This is a genomic window from Vibrio sp. 1402, assembly GCF_033340275.1.
In genome coordinates, this window is sequence record NZ_JAWOWE010000023.1 from 1 (window position 1) to 18347 (window position 18347).

At 45.2% G+C, this 18347-nt stretch carries 15 protein-coding genes; 6 read left to right on the top strand and 9 right to left on the bottom strand.

Annotated elements, in window-relative coordinates; all coding sequences use genetic code 11:
• Window positions 1–729: 729 nt before the first annotated feature.
• The 4 genes from R7044_RS22820 to zntR all read right to left on the bottom strand — a co-directional run bounded on the left by R7044_RS22820 (window position 730) and on the right by zntR (window position 7142).
• Window positions 730–2865, bottom strand: a complete 2136-nt coding sequence (locus tag R7044_RS22820) for a lysine decarboxylase CadA (protein WP_005451159.1) — start codon at window positions 2863–2865, stop codon at window positions 730–732.
• A 117-nt stretch (window positions 2866–2982) separates the two neighbouring features.
• Complete coding sequence (gene cadB / locus R7044_RS22825; protein ID WP_205391030.1) at window positions 2983–4326, bottom strand: cadaverine/lysine antiporter; 1344 nt, start codon at window positions 4324–4326, stop codon at window positions 2983–2985.
• Between the two features lie 691 nt (window positions 4327–5017).
• Window positions 5018–6580 carry a lysine decarboxylation/transport transcriptional activator CadC gene (gene cadC, locus R7044_RS22830; protein WP_005382530.1) on the bottom strand — a complete coding sequence of 521 codons (1563 nt, stop codon included), beginning with the start codon at window positions 6578–6580 and terminating at the stop codon, window positions 5018–5020.
• A gap of 163 nt (window positions 6581–6743) precedes the next feature.
• On the bottom strand, window positions 6744–7142 hold the full coding sequence (gene zntR, locus R7044_RS22835; protein ID WP_005382529.1) for a Zn(2+)-responsive transcriptional regulator: 399 nt from the start codon (window positions 7140–7142) through the stop codon (window positions 6744–6746).
• Between the two features lie 265 nt (window positions 7143–7407).
• Here zntR and purH point away from each other — a divergent pair, with 265 nt between their 5' ends.
• Together purH and purD are read left to right on the top strand one after the other, a co-directional pair.
• A complete protein-coding gene (purH, locus tag R7044_RS22840) occupies window positions 7408–9000 on the top strand; it encodes a bifunctional phosphoribosylaminoimidazolecarboxamide formyltransferase/IMP cyclohydrolase (protein WP_033907147.1) in 1593 nt (530 codons plus the stop codon).
• Between the two features lie 194 nt (window positions 9001–9194).
• Window positions 9195–10484 (top strand): phosphoribosylamine--glycine ligase, encoded by a 1290-nt coding sequence (purD, locus tag R7044_RS22845; protein ID WP_054577303.1) that lies wholly within the window; start codon window positions 9195–9197, stop codon window positions 10482–10484.
• 83 nt (window positions 10485–10567) lie between these two features.
• On the opposite strand, the gene R7044_RS22850 is transcribed toward purD, so the two are convergent.
• Both R7044_RS22850 and hupA read right to left on the bottom strand, forming a co-directional pair.
• Window positions 10568–11266, bottom strand: a complete 699-nt coding sequence (locus R7044_RS22850; RefSeq protein ID WP_033907149.1) for a DUF1481 domain-containing protein — start codon at window positions 11264–11266, stop codon at window positions 10568–10570.
• A 39-nt stretch (window positions 11267–11305) separates the two neighbouring features.
• Window positions 11306–11578 carry a nucleoid-associated protein HU-alpha gene (gene hupA, locus R7044_RS22855; protein WP_005382524.1) on the bottom strand — a complete coding sequence of 91 codons (273 nt, stop codon included), beginning with the start codon at window positions 11576–11578 and terminating at the stop codon, window positions 11306–11308.
• 253 nt (window positions 11579–11831) lie between these two features.
• On the opposite strand from hupA, the gene R7044_RS22860 reads away from it, so the two are divergent.
• Window positions 11832–12965, top strand: a complete 1134-nt coding sequence (locus tag R7044_RS22860; RefSeq protein ID WP_225455824.1) for a hemolysin family protein — start codon at window positions 11832–11834, stop codon at window positions 12963–12965.
• Window positions 12966–13044: 79 nt separating this feature from the next.
• Here R7044_RS22860 and R7044_RS22865 read toward each other — a convergent pair whose 3' ends face one another.
• Window positions 13045–13632, bottom strand: coding sequence for a YjaG family protein (locus tag R7044_RS22865; protein WP_005382520.1), 588 nt, complete (start codon window positions 13630–13632; stop codon window positions 13045–13047).
• 65 nt (window positions 13633–13697) lie between these two features.
• Between R7044_RS22865 and R7044_RS22870 the strand changes: the two genes are divergently transcribed.
• Both R7044_RS22870 and R7044_RS22875 read left to right on the top strand, forming a co-directional pair.
• Complete coding sequence (locus R7044_RS22870; protein ID WP_005382519.1) at window positions 13698–14621, top strand: D-2-hydroxyacid dehydrogenase; 924 nt, start codon at window positions 13698–13700, stop codon at window positions 14619–14621.
• Between the two features lie 2 nt (window positions 14622–14623).
• A complete protein-coding gene (locus R7044_RS22875) occupies window positions 14624–15196 on the top strand; it encodes a uracil-DNA glycosylase family protein (RefSeq protein WP_005382518.1) in 573 nt (190 codons plus the stop codon).
• A 240-nt stretch (window positions 15197–15436) separates the two neighbouring features.
• On the opposite strand, the gene hemE is transcribed toward R7044_RS22875, so the two are convergent.
• Both hemE and nudC read right to left on the bottom strand, forming a co-directional pair.
• Entirely contained in the window at window positions 15437–16504 is a 1068-nt protein-coding gene (hemE, locus tag R7044_RS22880) for a uroporphyrinogen decarboxylase (RefSeq protein WP_033907151.1), read from the bottom strand.
• Window positions 16505–16751: 247 nt separating this feature from the next.
• Complete coding sequence (nudC, locus tag R7044_RS22885; protein WP_005382516.1) at window positions 16752–17549, bottom strand: NAD(+) diphosphatase; 798 nt, start codon at window positions 17547–17549, stop codon at window positions 16752–16754.
• 177 nt (window positions 17550–17726) lie between these two features.
• On the opposite strand from nudC, the gene R7044_RS22890 reads away from it, so the two are divergent.
• The gene (locus R7044_RS22890) at window positions 17727–18218 is read left to right on the top strand and encodes an Rsd/AlgQ family anti-sigma factor (protein WP_005382515.1); all 492 of its coding nucleotides are present in this window, start codon (window positions 17727–17729) and stop codon (window positions 18216–18218) included.
• Window positions 18219–18347 lie beyond the last annotated feature (129 nt).

An 18347-nucleotide genomic window follows, 5' to 3' on the forward strand; every position in this document is an offset into this window, starting at 1 on the left:
GTTTCATTGAAACCTAATTTGATACCGAGGTATCTAATTGGATTATCATCAACGAGTGCCCACACAGATTGATAGGTTCTTATTTTTAAAGAGCTTTTCTAACATTTTCAGCAACTTAGTTGCTCGTCGTTAGGGGTGCGTATCTTACTTCACACCGTGAGAGAGTCAAGCATTTTTTTCAAATTTCTTTTCTCTCAATTCCGACTCGCTGTGTGACTTTCGTCTCACTCCGTGTCGGTGGATGCGCAGTATAGGGAGTTGAGAAATTAGTACAAGCGTTTTTTGCAAAAAAACTCTCAACCGAACAAATAACGAGCATTCTGCATAGATGCTCAACGATCTTGTCTAATATTTCGGGTTGCAGAGGATCTTTTCATGATGAAACACCTGACTTCTGCATTAAAAGATCGCCGATTTCTTTGTGATTTTGATTGCTGATCTTATCTCTCTTGGTTCTTTTTTCTCTTTCTATCTATATAAAGACGAAAAAAGAGCAGAACGATGACGAACTGCTCTTTTGGTCTTTGCTTTTTATTTGGGGTACTTCAGGTGAAGTCTTGGAAAAGTGTTTCTTCTATATATAGAAGAAAAGATCAGAGCATCCTTGCCCTTCTCTTTACGACAGATTAGTTAGGGGTATATCTAAATGTCGTTATTGTTCGATGACGCATTGAGCTCGTAAGAGTGGAGCATGCTTGCATTCCCAATGACGTCATCTTCGAGAGGAACTTAGTTCTTCAATACTTTTACGGTGTAGCTACCATCTTTTTGTTGGTATAAACCGTGGATGTCGGTTTCGAAACCTGGGTAATGCGCACCGATCTCACAAAGCATCTCTAGGAAGTCCAGCACAGGGCGAGACTCTTGAGTCACCATTTCACCAGGAAGTACTAGTGGCACACCTGGAGGGTAAGGAAGGATCATGTTCGCACTTACGCGGCCAACCATTTCTTCCAGTTTGATTTCTTCTACGTTACCGCGAAGCTCTTCTTGCCATGCTGCGTGTGGTGTTACTTTCATTTCTGGAAGTACATCGAACGCTTTGTACATTAGCTCTGGTAGGTTGTATTTCTTAGTTAGGTCATGAATTGCTTGTGCTAGTTCTTGAACGCGCATGCCTTCATAGAAGCTTGGGTCTTCGTTGTATAGCGAAGGTAGGAAGCTCTTGATGGTTAGGTTCAAGTCGTAGCCACGTTTAAATTCAGTTAGGCCGCGTAGCAATTGCATTGCTTTTGATTTGTCGATACCGATTGAGAATAGGAACAACAAGTTGTATGGACCTGTTTTCTCTACCACGATGCCGCGCTCGTCTAGGAATTTAGCCACCAGCGAAGCAGGAATACCTGATTCTTCTAGTTCGCCTTCTTTATTCATCCCCGGAGTCAGTAGCGTTACTTTGATTGGGTCAAGATACATGTGGTTGTCATCCATGTTCTTGAAGCCGTGCCATGTGTCGCTAGGGTCTAGTTTCCAACATTCCGTGGTATCGATGTTTTCTGGTTGCCATACATCGAAGAACCAGCTGTCGCTTTCTGCTTCTAGACGTTTGATCTCTTTACGGAAGCGGATTGCGCGATCGATAGAGTCTTGCATCAACTTCTTACCAGTGTTGCCGCGCATCATTGCCGCTGCAGTTTCAGTAGAAGCAACAATGCCGTACTGAGGTGAAGTTGAAGTGTGCATCATGAATGCTTCGTTGAAAGATTCTTTATCAAAGTCGCCTTTCACGTGAATCATTGAAGCTTGTGAGAACGCTGCCAACAGTTTATGTGTTGATTGTGTTTCGTAGAACACTTTGCCTGGCATAGCTTCACCACTCATACCACATTTACCTTCGTAAATTGGGTTGAAGTTAGTGTAAGGCACCCAAGCACTGTCGAAGTGGATGTGTTTACAATCTAGCGACTCTTTGATGAATTGTGTGTTGTACAACAGGCCATCGTAAGTTGAGTTAGTCACTACTGCGTAAGTTGGTGCTGTTGCACCTGGTGTCTTCGCCACTTTCTCTGCAATGACATCGCGGCTGAATTCGCTTTGTGGAATACCACCAAGGATGCCGTATGCGTTACGAGTTGGGCGGAAGTAGATTGGTGTCACGTCGCTCATCATCATTAGGTGAGTCAGAGATTTGTGACAGTTACGGTCAATCAGTACTGTGCTGCCAGCAGGTGCTGAGTACATACCAACGATTTTGTTCGATGTAGACGTACCGTTAGTTACGATGTACGAGCTGTCTGCATTGAATGTGCGTGCGATGTATTCTTCTGCATCTTTATGTGGACCTGAGTGGTCGAGCAGAGAACCTAGCTCAGGCATTGAGATTGATACGTCCGCTTTGAATGTGTTTGGACCGTAAAAATCGTAGAAGATGCTACCAGCAGGGCTTTTCTGGAATGCAGTACCGCCCATGTGACCTGGAGTACAGAAGGTGTATTTACCTTCTTCTACGTATTTGAATAGCGCTTTAGTGAATGGAGGCATGATGGCATCTTTGTATGCCTCAGTCGCTTGGTTGATTTTGATAGCGATGTCGTCAGCCATACCTAAAGCGTACTCGAAGAAGCTCACGTTTAGACGTAGGTCTGTTAGTGAAATGTCTAGAGTAGACTGTTCGTTAGCAAATGCGTGAACAGGCAGTTTTTCGTTGATTTGGCTGATACGTTCACATAGCTCTAGTGAGTATTTATCCCAGTCGAACAGCACACCGCAAATGCGAGGGTTCATCTCAATCATTTTGATCAAGTCTTTATCATCTACTGGGTAAACCACTTCGTAGCCCGCTTTCTCAAGAGCAGCGTGAAGTTGACGAACTGGCTCTTCTTTAAAGAACACACCCATGTGGTTCAAGATAGCGAATATATTCATTTGGACATCTCCAAGGCAAATGAGGGCGCTCTTTGCCATTTACAGGCAATGAGTAAAGTGAGCGCCGCGTGAATTTGGGTTTTATGGGCTGGCACCTTAGTGCCAGCGTTTTGGGGATTAGTTGCTTGCTTGGGCAGGCATGTCGTCAGCGTGCATTTTCACGTACTGAGCAAGACCTACTTTTTTGCTGTAGAACATCAAGATAACTAGAGACACGATGAAGGTTGCTGTTAGCGTACCGCCCTCTGCACCTGCTAGTGCGATGAAGCAGAACAGACAAGCCACACCAGAGAACAGCATTACGAAGCCGTTGCGTGTTGTCATACCTTCGAAGCGAATCAAGTTAATGCTTGAGTAGAAGTAAGGCAGCATTGTTAGTAGAACTGCGTCAGTCGTTAGCTGGTTGAACAGGTCTGATGCGTGTGCTGTTTTAGAGCTGAAGAACATCAGTACAACCATCAGTGCAGTCATCTTGATTGACGCAAGGATTAGACCTTTCTTAGGCACACCGTTTTTGTCAGTTTCGCCGTAGATTTTAGGGAAGTTGCCATCGCTTGCTGCACGTTTACCAGCCTCGCCCACCAGCATCATCCAAGAACCTAGCGAAGTGAAACATGCTAGTGCTGTGAATGCTGATACGAATGGTGCAGTCCAGCTACCGAATAGCTCAGTGGTTGCCAATGCAAATGGCGCACCTGATGCCGCAACTTCTGACGCTGGGAACATGCCGCTGATCATCTGAGTTGATAGGATGTAAATCACACCTGCGATACCAGTACCTAACATAGTTGCTAGTGGTACAGTACGTTTAGGGTTTTCTACCATACCCGTCGATACCGCTGCTGATTCCACACCTACGAATGACCATAGACAGATAAGAACCGCTGTTACTACCGCGTGGCTGTCAGTGCCTGCTGATACGTTCCAGTTTTGGCTGTAAAGCGCAGTATCGAAGTGCGTCCAACCAAATGCAGCTGTACCAACAACTGGGATAAGGATAAGAACTAAACCAAGCGTACATAGACGGCTTACCCAGCTACCACCAAGTAGGTTGACGAAAGTGAAGATCCATACCGATGCAATCGTCGCAATACCTGCTGGAATTGGGTTATTAAGCACAGGGAAGAATACTGAAAGGTAAGAAACACCTGTAATGGCAATAGCCAGGTTACCAATCCAGTTCGCGTGGTAATAAAGAACGCCCGTTTGGAAACCAAATACCGGAGACACTTCGCCAGCATAAGCGATAGGACCACCTTCTTGTGGGTTTTTGGTTGCCAGACGAGCGTAAACGAACGCCAGACTCAGTGCACCGACCAAACAGATCAGCCAACTGAAGATTGAAACAGAGCCTACAGAGGCAAGACTAGAAGGTAATAGTGCAATACCACTACCCATCATGTTACCGGCTACGACACCCGTACAGGCAATAAGGCCGATTTTTTTCGCATTCGATGACATAACATCTCCAAATCTATTCTACTCGAGTCAACATGACTCAAACTGAATGGTTATTAGCGAGATGCTATGAGGAGGAACCTTCTCGACCTCGCTAAATTTCGAAGTGAAGACTACGCCCAAAAATCGGGAAAAAAATAAACTTGGTGTTATCAATAAAATGATTAGTTCATCAACATCAAGTTGAGATAAACATGATAAACACAAAAATATAAAACCATATTATTTATACGGTTATAAGAAAAACATCAAACCTTCTACCGATAGATAAACTCTCATCAACTCGTTGGTCATCGCGATAAAAGTTATCAACCTCTATCAACTTCCCCATCCCGAAGGGTTAATTCCCTGAAGTGTTAATTCCATAAATCTCTCCCTGATCGCGCTTTTTGACCCACATCAATATTCATCTCGCCTGCAAGAAAGCATCAAAATCATTCTCGCCACATAACTCAGCCAGACACTTCATACAATCAATAGAGATAGAGATAGAGATAGAGATAGAGATAGAGATAGAGATAGAGATAGAGATAGAGAAGCAAAGCGGGTATGTATTCCCGTTGCAAGCTTGCGCTGTTAGCTCCTTCGTAAGTCATTGCCCCACCGCCTCACCCTTTTCACTTTTCGACAGCGACAAAAAAGCCCCTCACCGAAATGAGGGGCTAGCATTAGACTGACGTTGAGTCCGAGAGAATTAAAGCATTCGAACGACAGAAGGGTGAACGGCGCGATACATGGCGTAATCAATCGCCTTCATGTTACTTGGGAAGACCAAGTTTTCGCACAGCAGGTACGTCTCAACCGACGTATCAATATAGAAAGCTTCACTGTAAGACTCACTGGCTAAATCCAGATCACCATCCAATTCGGCGTGCTTACCGCGAATCACATAGGAAAGCACTGAATCACGTAACCTCAATGCCTGTCCGAGATGCCGCTTGGCTAACGCCATGTCACCAATGATGGTTTCGTGCAGTGCTAAAGCTTCATAAATTCGCGGTTGAATTGGCCCCACCATCATTTTCACATTAGTCTCTAGTGCTTCACTGAGCTGCTGCATTCGCCCTTTCTTCAACTCCTGTGAGAAATCAAGTGCCTTTTGTACATGGTAAGCAATCAACAACTCAGCTTGAACGTAAGCATTATCCGGCTCGATTTCTAAAATGTTTTCCATCAAGTCGATACCTTGGCGGAATTGTTTAGTATCAGAGACATTAAGGTAATGGTTAGCCTGAACAAACAACTCCAACGCGTCGGGATTCATTGGCATTCCCGCCACCAGCATCGTAGATTTCAATTTGGCATCCGACACTTTCAGCACTTGCATCAAATCCAACGACGCTTGTTGAAGCACTGTCTTTAAATGACTACTGGTTAACGCGTATTGACGACTAAACAACACTTTCTCAGATGAGTTATTGCGATATTCCACCTCTAAAAAGCTGCCACCGTCATTCTCACGAACTCTCACCACAACCGATTTACCAGGCACAATGCCAGAAGTAAACGACGCCTTCTTTAGCATGACTCGGTAATCACTGACTTGAGCAATGTCGGACATCAACTTTTGGGCGAATCCGTCTGCCAAATCGTAGCTTAATCCTTCATTCGTAAAATTATCTTGAAACTTGAACTCAATCAGATGGGTATCGATGGCTTGGGTAATACGCACTTCCGACTGCTTGTAGGTAAACACGCCCATCACTACGACCAACATACTGATCCAGATGAAGTTCATAATTCCCAATCGCCAAGGGCTGATTTTGTTTTTGCTCTGAGGTGCTTTTTTCTCTTTTGACATCTCGCAGACTGCGCGAGTTAGAGGACCGGCAGGAAAGGTAACGGCTGGTGCTATAGGTAGACAATCCTCTTCCGATTCTTCAACAGAAGGTGGGATCTCTTCATTTTGCCGACTTGTGACAAACTCTTCATGCGTCATAGTAACCACGTTCGCTACCAGCTTATAGCCACGCTTGGGCACCGTGATAACGTAGTTGGTATTTTCCTCTCGACCGTCACGTAGTAGCTTACGCAACTCAAAGATGGATTGAGTCACCACTTGATCGGTCACAATCGCTCCAGCCCAAACGTACTGAATCAATTCCTCGCGGTTGAACACCTCATTCGCATGCTCCGCTAAGAAGTGCAAAAGATTAATTAAGCGTGGCTCAACAGTAACTTCCCTATCTTGTCGATACAGCTTATTTTCATCAACGCTCAAAACCCAGTCATTGATTTGAAAATAGACTCCAACCATGTATGAAAACTCTCGTATCTACAGACAGCGTTACGCTAGGAATCAGACAATGGTCGATTCCTACAAGTAACTAAAGGCAAGATTATAGGTGGGAAAGCAGCGTGTACCTAGAAAAGCAAGTCGCCAAAAATGCAAACTTAAGTTAAGTGATGCAAGAATGAGACTACTCAAGTGCTGCGAGGATAGAGCAATGTGTGGCGTCATCGTCTGTATGACCACAACAAGCATCATTAATCTTCTTCAAAGCTCGGCGAATTTTCGTCAGCTCGTTAATTTTCCCATCAATCAGCTCTAACTTAGCAGAAGTAATGGCTTTTACCTCTGCACAGCTGTGTTCTGTCGCTTCTAACTTAATTTCTAACAGGTCTTTAATTTCATCCAGACTCAAGCCAAGATCTTTACCTTTGAGGATAAAGTGCACCTGCTTTTGATTCTCTTCATCATACAAGCGGTAGCCTGACTCACTTCGTCCTGCGGGTTTTATTAGCGCGTTTTTCTCGTAGAAACGCAATGTATCGGCAGTCACACCACAACGTTTTGCCAGTTCACCTATCTGAAACATAACTTTCCCTATTAACTATCTCGTTACTTTTAAAGCTAAAGAACGACTTTTTTGCAATTATTTTTGAGATGCCAAACGATTGCGCGAGCTTTTTTGTAATAAATTGGTTAGAATACGCGCCATCAAATGTGGAGACTGTTTTCTAACCAGAAAACACCCTGCAAAGGTCTTTACCAAAACTGGCCAATATTTTACCCCAAGAGGTAAAAACAAGTTCATTTTTGGCAAACATCTTTAACTCCGTGAATTTGAGGAAAATGGAAGCATGAATAACGCTCGTCCTATTCGCCGTGCGCTTATCAGCGTATCAGACAAAACAGGTATTGTTGAGTTTGCGCAAGCTCTTGCTGAGCGCGGTGTCGATATCCTATCTACTGGTGGTACAGCTCGCCTACTTGCCGAACAAGGCATCGCCGTAACCGAAGTCTCTGACTACACTGGTTTCCCAGAAATGATGGACGGCCGCGTTAAAACGCTTCACCCAAAAGTTCACGGTGGTGTGCTTGGTCGTCGTGGCCAAGATGATGACGTGATGGAAAAGCACGGCATCAACCCTATCGATATGGTTGTCGTAAACCTATACCCATTCGCAGAAACCGTTGCCAAAGAAGGCTGTACACTAGCCGACGCGGTTGAAAACATCGATATCGGCGGCCCAACCATGGTTCGTTCTGCAGCGAAAAACCACAAAGACGTGACTATCGTTGTTAACGCAGGTGATTACGGCCGCGTAATTGCAGAGATGGACGCAAACGACAAATCTCTCACTCTCGAAACTCGCTTCGACCTTGCCATCGCTGCTTTTGAACACACTGCCGCTTACGATGGCATGATCGCAAACTACTTCGGCACTATGGTTCCATCTTACGGTGAGAACAAAGAAGGTGATGAAGAGTCTAAATTCCCACGTACTTTCAACCAACAGTTCGAGAAGAAACAAGACATGCGCTACGGTGAGAACAGCCACCAAGCAGCCGCATTCTACGTTGAAGCAAACCCACAAGAAGCATCCGTTTCTACTGCTCGCCAAATCCAAGGTAAAGCCCTTTCTTACAACAACATCGCAGACACGGACGCCGCACTTGAGTGTGTGAAAGAGTTCAACGAGCCAGCATGTGTGATCGTAAAACACGCGAACCCATGTGGTGTAGCGCTGGGTAAAGACATTCTAGAAGCATACAACCGCGCTTACCAAACTGACCCAACATCAGCGTTCGGCGGCATCATTGCATTCAACCAAGAGCTAGATGCTGAAACAGCAACCGCTATTGTTGAACGTCAATTCGTTGAGGTCATCATCGCTCCTTCCGTTTCTGCTGAAGCGATTGAAGTGGTTGCAGCGAAGAAGAACGTGCGTCTACTTGAATGTGGCGAATGGACAACGAAGACAACTGGCTTTGACGTGAAACGGGTGAATGGCGGTCTACTGGTTCAAGACCGTGACCAAGGCATGGTAAGCCTAGACGATCTAAAAGTGGTTTCTAAGCGCCAGCCAACAGAAGAAGAGCTGAAAGATGCCCTATTCTGCTGGAAAGTAGCGAAATACGTGAAATCTAACGCAATCGTTTACTCGAAAGGCGACATGACTATCGGTGTAGGTGCTGGCCAAATGAGCCGCGTTTACTCTGCGAAAATCGCAGGCATCAAAGCTGCAGACGAAGGTCTACAGGTTGAAGGTTGTGTAATGGCATCAGATGCATTCTTCCCATTCCGTGACGGTATCGACGCGGCTGCAGAAGCGGGCATCAAGTGTGTGATCCAACCAGGTGGTTCTATGCGTGATGACGAAGTTATCGCAGCGGCAGACGAACACGGCATGGCGATGATCTTTACCGGTATGCGTCACTTCCGCCACTAATCCTCTCGTCTTCACTGGGACGATAACTGCGTTGACGGCGTTCACTTATCCTAATCACATAGCATACTATGCTCATAGGAATAAGTTCACTTGTCGCCTTGTCCTCGTCCCATTGAATTAGAGAGGCCATACTCAGGTCTTTGCGAAATATCTGAGTTTGAGCAAACGGTATTTATAAGATTAAGGATTTTCATATGCGAGTTTTAATCATTGGTTCAGGCGGTCGTGAACATGCGCTAGGCTGGAAAGCAGCGCAAAACCCAAATGTTGAGACTATTTTCATTGCTCCAGGCAACGCAGGTACAGCACTAGAGCCAAAACTAGAGAACGTAAACATCGATGTAGAAGACATCGCTGGCCTTGTTGCTTTCGCCAAAGAGAAGGCGATTGAACTGACTATCGTTGGCCCAGAAGCACCGCTGGTTATTGGTGTGGTTGATGCGTTCCGCGAAGCGGGCTTACCAATCTTTGGTCCTACCCAAGCCGCAGCGCAACTTGAAGGCTCTAAAGCGTTTACCAAAGACTTCCTTGCTCGTCACCAAATTCCAACGGGTGCCTACGCGAATTTCACTGAAATCGAGCCTGCACTGGCTTACGTGCGTGAGCAAGGTGCACCGATCGTGGTGAAAGCCGACGGCCTTGCAGCTGGTAAAGGCGTGATTGTGGCAATGACGCTAGAAGAAGCTGAGGACGCAATCAAAGACATGCTAGCAGGCAACGCATTTGGTGATGCTGGTAGTCGTGTCGTTATCGAAGAGTTCCTAGATGGTGAAGAAGCAAGCTTCATCGTGATGGTGGATGGTGAGAACGTTCTGCCAATGGCCACCAGCCAAGACCACAAACGCGTAGGCGACAAAGATACTGGTCCTAACACCGGTGGCATGGGAGCATACTCTCCAGCTCCAGTGGTAACACAGGAAATCCACAACCGCATCATGGAAGAAGTGATTTACCCAACAGTACGTGGCATGGCCTCTGAAGGTAACCCTTACACTGGTTTCCTATACGCGGGTCTGATGATCGACAAAGACGGCACTCCGAAAGTAATCGAGTACAACTGCCGCTTCGGTGATCCTGAGACACAACCTATCATGATGCGCATGGAATCGGATCTTGTTGATCTGTGCCTAGCGGCAATCGACGAGAAACTGGATCAAGCGGAATCGAAGTGGGATCCACGAGCATCGATTGGTATCGTGCTAGCAGCCGGTGGTTATCCAGCAGCGTACAACAAAGGCGACGTTATTTCGGGTCTGCCACAAGTTGAAATTGAAGGCGAAAAAGTCTTCCATGCTGGTACAGATAACAAAGATGGCGACATCGTGACAAACGGTGGTCGTGTTCTTTGTGCAACCGCACTTGGCAACAGTGTATCAGAAGCGCAGCAGCGTGCTTACGAGCTTGCAAAACAGATCCGTTGGGATGGCATGTTCCATCGCAACGACATCGGCTACCGTGCAATTGCACGTGAGCAAGAAAAATAAAAACAACATGAGTTGGCTAAAAAACAAAAGGCGCACTCAGCGCCTTTTTTATTGTTCTTGTTCGACAGAATTCGAAGCAATGTTTATTCAGAGATCAACGTTGGCCGAGAAACACAATCAAAGTCATCGTCATTGAGCATCAACAGTTCATCGACCATTGCTTTGTTTCGTGACTGCTTGCCGACAAAAGCCACATAACTGTCTACCGATGAGAGACGCTCGATAATAAATTTTGGCAACGTCTGATTAAACTCGAGCGTCGAGAACACCTTACCTTTGCAGGTTTCAAACGATTGACCATTCCAATAACCTTGAATAAGGCTCTGATTGTTACGAGACTGCGCCTTAACCGATGCCACTACGTCATTCGCTTCTGCTTTGTAGCGCTCTAATTGGTCATGCTGAAGTGGTAAGACTTTACGGTTAACACGATATTTTTGGTAAACCGCTTCGCCATCTTTATTGAAACGGATGTGGATTTGAAAAGGCACCAACTCTTGTTTGGTATCAACTTGCTCGCCTTTTCGAATCAACTCTCGCAACTCACCTTCATCCCAGCGATAATCACTCTGGAACCAACCATTGTCCACCATAGTCACATAATCAGCCGCCGTACTCACACGAGTGAGTTTCTCTGTCATCCAGTACAAGCTGCTAGCATCTCCCGCAACTTTACCACCAGAAAAATGCGTGAATTGTTCTAAATTAGGAGTTTCAACCGACGAACAGCCAAAAAGGGTAAGGCTAGATAGGAGAAGTGAAGTGAGTAGATGTTTTTTCATGAAATTGCACCGAGGCAGGATACCTCGGTGCATTCTAACTTAGTTTACTGATTCTTTCAGCGCTTTACCTGCTACGAATGCTGGTACGTTAGCTGCTGCGATTTGAATCTCGTCACCAGTCTTAGGGTTACGACCAGTACGTGCAGCGCGGTGGTTTACTTTGAATGTACCAAAACCAATTAGTTGAACTTGGTCACCCTCTTTAAGTGCGCCAGTTACACCATCAAGAGTCGCTTCAAGAGCAGCTTTTGCTTGTGCTTTTGATAGGTCTGCTTTCTCTGCGATAAAGTCGATTAATTGGGTCTTGTTCATTAGGTTTCCCTTCTCATAGGTTATCGAATTCGTCTCACTCTAAAACATAAATGCCCCATCTGGCAAAGGTTTGTAAGCGATCTTTCGATTTTCTGACGTACTTTTAGCCATAATATGAGTAATAACTCACAATTTGTTACCACATACCCCCTGAAAACCCTTGCTTTCCAAGGTATTTGGACCAATTTATAAGTCACTTTTGCGGTTATAATAGCTGCAAATAACCACTATCAAACTACATTCAAGGGCAACTATGCTGCTGTTATCCATTTATATCTCTATTGCAATCGGCATTTCGTTTATCTGTTCGGTGCTGGAGGCGGTACTGCTGAGTATCAGTCCGAGCTACATTGCGCAGCTCAATCAACAGGGGCATCCCGCAGCTGGGCAATTGGCTAAGCTGAAATCAGATATCGACCGACCACTGGCATCTATTCTGACTTTAAACACCATCGCTCACACTATCGGCGCGGCCACTGCTGGTGCACAAGCTGCGGTTGTATTTGGTAGCGAAGCATTAGGTATCTTTTCGGCAGTGCTGACATTGGCGATCTTAGTGCTTTCAGAAATCGTACCGAAGACGATTGGCGCGACCTACTGGCGTCAGTTGGCACCCACTGCCGCGGTCGCATTGCGTTGGATGGTATGGGCGCTTACACCCTTTGTTTGGTTCTCAGAGCAAATCACCAAGCGTCTTGCTCGTAACCACGAAGCTCCAAAGATGCGTGATGAGCTGTCTGCAATGGCGATTCTGGCACGTGAAAGCGGTGAGTTTGCCGAGGGTGAATCAAAAATCTTAAGCAACCTGCTTGGCATCCAAGATGTACCCGTAACGCAGGTTATGACGCCACGACCAGTAGTATTCCGTGTCGATGCCACAATGACCATCAATGAGTTCCTAGAAAAACACAAAGATACGCCTTTCTCACGCCCATTGGTTTACAGCGAGCAGAAAGATAACATCATTGGTTTTGTGCATCGCCTTGAGTTGTTCAAACTACAACAATCAGGTAGTGGGCAGAAACAGTTGGGAGCAATCATGCGCCCAATTCAAGTGGTGCTAAACAATACCACTTTACCTAAAGTATTCGACCAGATGATGACTCATCGCTTACAGCTGGCACTTGTTGTTGATGAATACGGTACCGTGCTAGGTTTGGTAACGTTGGAAGATATTTTTGAACACCTCGTAGGCGAGGAGATCATCGACGAAGCAGATAAAAGCACTGACATGCAGGAGCTGGCTTACCAACGCTGGGAAAGCTGGAAAGAAATGCACGGCGTAATCGAAAGCCGCGATGACGATCAAGAAGATAACGAGCTGGAGAAGCAGGATAAAGAGCCAGAAGCTCAAGAGCCACCGAAACCCGACTCGAAAGAATCGTAATCAGCATTAGGTATAACAGCTTAAACGCACAAACAAAAAAGGCATCCAGTTAGGATGCCTTTTTCTATTTATTCAACAATTAAAGTGCAATACCGATGTTGCTCACACCTTCTTCACGTAGCTCTTCACGCAAATCTTTAATCAAGCTGATGTCACGTTCTACTGCTTCACGCAGCGGACGGAAGATAGCCCACTGGACGTCCCACTCTTCACATACGGCTTCGTTTTCTTTCTGGTTGTCGTTAGTGATTGGCTCTGCGCCTTGTGCTTGCTCTAGATCAGCAACGGTTTGTACCGACTGTTGACTCACTTTAAGCATTGAATCGAAAAGGTAGTCGCGGTCCAATAGACCATGCAGTAACGTAGACAACCCCTGACACGCGTCCATAGCTGGGTAAACGCCGTAAAAATCGAACTCATCCGCACTTGGGAACAACTCTTCTAACTTCTCCAATTGACGTTCGAAGTTAATTTTCGCGTTCTTAACTGTCAAAATTTCCCATACACTATCAAGAATCGCTCGGTAAGCACGCGGGTCAGCAAATTCTGTATTCTCACAAAACATCGCATAGTTTGGATACATGCGTTCACACAGACACGCCATAAAGGTAATTTGTTGCCAAGGTTCTAGTTTTTCTAAACGAACCTGAAGAGGATTCTTAAGCATAGTCACTCAATCATTGAAGAAAAAACAGCGAAAGTGTACTTGATTCATCACAGGGAAAAAAGTTAATGCCGCATTCAAATCAGATTTTCCTGCTCTCAGAGCATCGCGACACCTACAAAACGTTACTGGCAGAGAAAAATCTGCCCGATCTTTGTCTCACCGACCAACCAGAAGCCGCTCAGATCGTACTAGCGGATCCACCCTTACTATCACAAAGCTTAGACGAATTTTCACAGCTTGAATGGGTGCAATCCACGTTTGCTGGTGTCAACGCCTTAACATCCCCTAGCCTTCGTCAGGACTATACTCTAACTAACGTTCGAGGCATCTTTGGTCCACTGATTGCTGAATATGTTTTGGGTTACAGTATTGCCCATTACCGCCACTTTGCCCGATACCACCAGCAGCAACAAAACAAACAATGGCAGCCTCACCTGTACACGTCATTAAAAAGTAAAACCATGGTAATTCTTGGTACCGGTAGCATTGGGGGCTATCTGGGCAACGCCGCTAAAGCAATGGGGATAAAAACTATCGGTATTAACCGCACAGGTATCCCTACTCCAGGCGGCGAGTTTCATCAGACCTTTCATATCAATGAACTAAGTAAGGCATTTGAGCAAGCCGACATCGTTGTGAATACTCTACCAAGTACACCTGAGACGCGACAGTTACTTAATCGTCAAACGCTCAGCCAACTAAATCAGGCGTTATTGTTTAACGTAGGTCGTGGCGACGTACTGGATGAGGCAGGGTTGCTCTTCGCTCTGAAAAACCGTTGGGTAGAACACGCCTTCTTAGATGTGTTTGAGCAAGAACCGTTGTCGGTAGAGCATCCATTTTGGAAACTACCGCAAGTCACCATCACTCCACACATTGCTGCGCTGAGTTTTCCCGAGCAAGTCATCGAGATTTTTGCTGACAACTATCTACGCTGGCGCGATGGGTTTTCATTAAATTATCAAGTGGATTTCGAAAAGGGTTACTAAGAATGTCGTTAGACGAGCTATTGCAGCAAGTGAGGGCCTGCCAGATCTGCGCGGATAATTTACCTTTGGGCGCAAACCCTGTCGTACAAGCAGCAAAAGGGGCACGCATCCTAATCATCGGTCAGGCCCCTGGCACACGTGTACACAAAACCTCGATACCTTGGAATGACCCAAGTGGTGATCGATTACGCCAATGGCTCGATATCGACAAAGACGTTTTCTACGACCCAAATAAAATTGCCATTGTCCCAATGGGATTCTGTTATCCAGGCAAAGGGAACTCTGGTGATTTACCGCCTCGTAAAGAATGTGCGCCCACTTGGCATAAAAAGATTCTTGAGCAACTGCCCAATATAGAGCTCACTCTACTAATTGGTCAGTACTCGCAGCAGTACTATCTCACCAACAAACCAAAGACGCTCACGCAAACTGTTCAGCAATGGCAAGATTGGGAACCGGACTTTATCCCGCTCCCTCACCCATCTCCACGCAATACATTGTGGTTAAAGAAGAACCCTTGGTTTGAATCTGACGTCGTGCCATACCTTAAAAAACGCGTTCACTCGATGCTTTAGGTTACCCATGATCTAATTGCTTTTTTATCTGTACAAGAAAATTAGAACATAAAAGCCGAAGTCATAAGTATTTGTTTATATTGAATTTTAATGTCTAATGTACAGCTAGAGTAGTAATTAGATCATAGTAGGCCAAATACTACTAGAGCTGTACAGCCTTGAGTCTCAGATAGAAAAACTGAATTTTAGGTAAAAAAATACCGGCACTGAATGCCGGCATTTGATTTCAAAAAGTCGAAGTTACTTGTGGTACGGCTTAGATAGCTCGTGTACCGCTTCCACAAATACGCCCGCGTTTTCTGGCGGCACATCCAAATGGATACCGTGACCTAGGTTGAACACATGACCAGTACCTGCATCACCAAAACCTTCTAGAATACCCGCGACTTCTTCACGGATACGCTCTGGTGAAGCGTAAAGCATTGATGGGTCCATGTTACCTTGCAGAGCCACTTTATCACCGATACGTGCTTTCGCGTCTGCAATGTTGATTGTCCAGTCTAGACCAACCGCATCACAGCCCGTTGCAGCGATTTGCTCAAGCCACATGCCGCCATTCTTAGTAAACAGTGTGACTGGCACGCGACGACCGTCGTTTTCACGCATCAGACCATCTACAATCTTGTGCATGTATTGCAGTGAGAACAGATTGTAATCACGAGGCGTTAGTACGCCACCCCATGTGTCAAATACCATTACCGATTGCGCACCCGCTTTAATTTGCGCGTTTAAGTACTCGATAACGCTGTCTGCCAGCTTATCTAGAAGTAGGTGCAGAGTTTGTGGTTCCGCGTACATCATCTTCTTTATCTTGGTAAACGCTTTAGAGCTACCACCTTCGATCATATACGTCGCAAGAGTCCAAGGACTACCAGAAAAACCAATCAGCGGCACTTCACCCTTCAGGTCTTTACGGATCTGGCGTACTGCGTTCATTACGTATTGCAGTTCACCTTCAGGATCTGGCAAACCAATTTTTTCCACGTCGGCTTTGCATGTAATTGGGTTATCAAAAACAGGTCCTTCACCCGCAGCAAAACGCAAACCAAGCCCCATTGCATCTGGAATCGTTAAGATGTCCGAGAATAAGATCGCGGCATCAAGAGGAAAACGGCGTAATGGTTGAAGTGTCACTTCGGATGCTAATTCTGCATTTCGACACAAAGACATGAAATCACCCGCTTCTGCACGAGTCGCTTTGTATTCTGGTAGGTAACGACCTGCCTGGCGCATCATCCATACTGGCGTGTAATCTACCGGCTCTTTTAAAAGCGCACGCAGATAACGATCATTTTTTAATTCAGTCATTCCGTAATTCCAACTGTTAGGCTTTCTGTGAAAGGGGGTATTCTATCACTGATTTAAGTCCAATAGCTGTGTGCTTTGCAACCTGGATCAAGTTATTAACTTTTAAATCAATGCTTAATTTGCACCCAATCGGTATCAGTGTTAAAAATTTGTTCGCTAGCGAAAACTACAATTATAAACTGAGTACTTAGTACTCAGCATCTCATAACGACATCTTACTTACCCCCTCCCTCTCGGAGGGTTTTTTTTATCTATTTATCAGACAATTAGAGTCTATATCTTTCAGCGTTTGTTCGATAAGTGCTCTTGCAATCGTTCCTTTAGGCGCAACAGGCGGCATCTCGTCGATACCAAACCATTGTGCATCAGACAGCTCAGTGTAGTCTGGGCTTAACTCTCCGGATTCATAGTCAGCTAAAAACCCCATCATCATACTGGATGGGAAAGCCCAAGGCTGGCTGCCAAAGTAACGAATATTTTTAACGAGAATTCCCGTTTCTTCATGAATTTCTCGAGCCACGCACTCTTCTAATGTCTCACCGACTTCTAGAAAACCCGCAATAACCGTATACATACCATTTCGATGCCTTGGATGTTGGGCTAATAAGATCTGATTTTCTTTACGTACAGCAACGATAATACACGGAAATATTCTAGGATAATGAAGGGTGCGACATTCACCACACTGCATGGCTAACTGGTTATTATTAAGAAAGTTTCTTCCTCCGCACTGTGGACAAAAGCGCAAACTTTGCGTCATGTGCCCATATTGCACAGCTTTACTTAACAACATAAATAATGGCTCAGGAAAATGCAGGCAGTCACGCAGGGATACTAAAGGTAGATCATGCTCTAAATCGGCCAAGTTAAGCCACATGACGGGCGAACCAGAATACTCACCAATGGGTCTTGCACTCGTTACTGGCAGTGATAACTGCTCTGCAGACCCGAAGGGCACAGCACCATCCACCAGCCAAATTTCACTTCCTGCAACAACACACCAGTATGCATTTATCGCGCGGTTAACATCACCTTTTCTTAACATTACACCATCCCTTTGCTTGAAGTTCGTTCATTTTACTGGCAATCTAATTTCATACTAGAGTTTATCGTTAAGTAAATGTGCACTCTAAATTCTAGTAAGGACAAGAGTTTGTAATAACTTTACTAACTTTGCTTTGCAAAGGATACGTTCGCCGATGGGCGATCAGATCATGAGGGCATGGTCATGCTAAGAAAATTCAAACAAACACAAGACCAGTGGGGTGGCTCAAGTGATGTCATTGATCACTGGTTAGAGACACGACAATCCCTGATTGTTGAATATTGTAAGCTTGCAGCGCTGCAACCTTGTTCGAAAACCAATGTTATTGAACTCCCATCTCCTTCCGAACTGCAGGATTTCTGTCAGCACCTCGTTGATTACATCTCCGAAGGCCACTTTAAAATTTATGACATGGTTATGGACCGTTGGAAAGCAACCGGCTTTGTCGTGACTAATGAGATCAATCAAACCTATGGTCAAATTGTTCTAACGACTGAACCATTATTGAACTTTAACGATAAGTACTCAGAAGTGACTGAAGATGATGAATTAAATGATTTCGATTCTGATATGTGTCTCATTGGGGAAATTCTTGAGACTCGCTTTGAAGTCGAGGACTATCTGATACAGCAAATCGCAGAAAGCCTGTCTATGCCACCTGGAGCTTAGTATTTGCAAACATTCAGAAATAGAGTGAGAGAAAAGACTGACGATCATCGTCGGTCTTTTTTGTTTCTAGCTTTATCGAAAATCCCACCGGAAGAACAAAGTAGTATAAAAAACTAAAAAGGCACCCGA

Coding starts and splice junctions, on each gene's coding strand:
- zntR (WP_005382529.1), bottom strand. CDS start 7,142: ATGTTTCAGATAGGTGAACTGGCAAAACGTTGTGGTGTGACTGCCGAT.
- R7044_RS22865 (WP_005382520.1), bottom strand. CDS start 13,632: ATGCTTAAGAATCCTCTTCAGGTTCGTTTAGAAAAACTAGAACCTTGG.
- hupA (WP_005382524.1), bottom strand. CDS start 11,578: ATGAACAAGACCCAATTAATCGACTTTATCGCAGAGAAAGCAGACCTA.
- cadB (WP_205391030.1), bottom strand. CDS start 4,326: ATGTCATCGAATGCGAAAAAAATCGGCCTTATTGCCTGTACGGGTGTC.
- R7044_RS22870 (WP_005382519.1), top strand. CDS start 13,698: ATGCCGCATTCAAATCAGATTTTCCTGCTCTCAGAGCATCGCGACACC.
- R7044_RS22850 (WP_033907149.1), bottom strand. CDS start 11,266: ATGAAAAAACATCTACTCACTTCACTTCTCCTATCTAGCCTTACCCTT.
- cadC (WP_005382530.1), bottom strand. CDS start 6,580: ATGGTTGGAGTCTATTTTCAAATCAATGACTGGGTTTTGAGCGTTGAT.
- R7044_RS22890 (WP_005382515.1), top strand. CDS start 17,727: ATGGTCATGCTAAGAAAATTCAAACAAACACAAGACCAGTGGGGTGGC.
- R7044_RS22875 (WP_005382518.1), top strand. CDS start 14,624: ATGTCGTTAGACGAGCTATTGCAGCAAGTGAGGGCCTGCCAGATCTGC.
- nudC (WP_005382516.1), bottom strand. CDS start 17,549: ATGTTAAGAAAAGGTGATGTTAACCGCGCGATAAATGCATACTGGTGT.
- R7044_RS22860 (WP_225455824.1), top strand. CDS start 11,832: ATGCTGCTGTTATCCATTTATATCTCTATTGCAATCGGCATTTCGTTT.
- hemE (WP_033907151.1), bottom strand. CDS start 16,504: ATGACTGAATTAAAAAATGATCGTTATCTGCGTGCGCTTTTAAAAGAG.
- purD (WP_054577303.1), top strand. CDS start 9,195: ATGCGAGTTTTAATCATTGGTTCAGGCGGTCGTGAACATGCGCTAGGC.
- purH (WP_033907147.1), top strand. CDS start 7,408: ATGAATAACGCTCGTCCTATTCGCCGTGCGCTTATCAGCGTATCAGAC.
- R7044_RS22820 (WP_005451159.1), bottom strand. CDS start 2,865: ATGAATATATTCGCTATCTTGAACCACATGGGTGTGTTCTTTAAAGAA.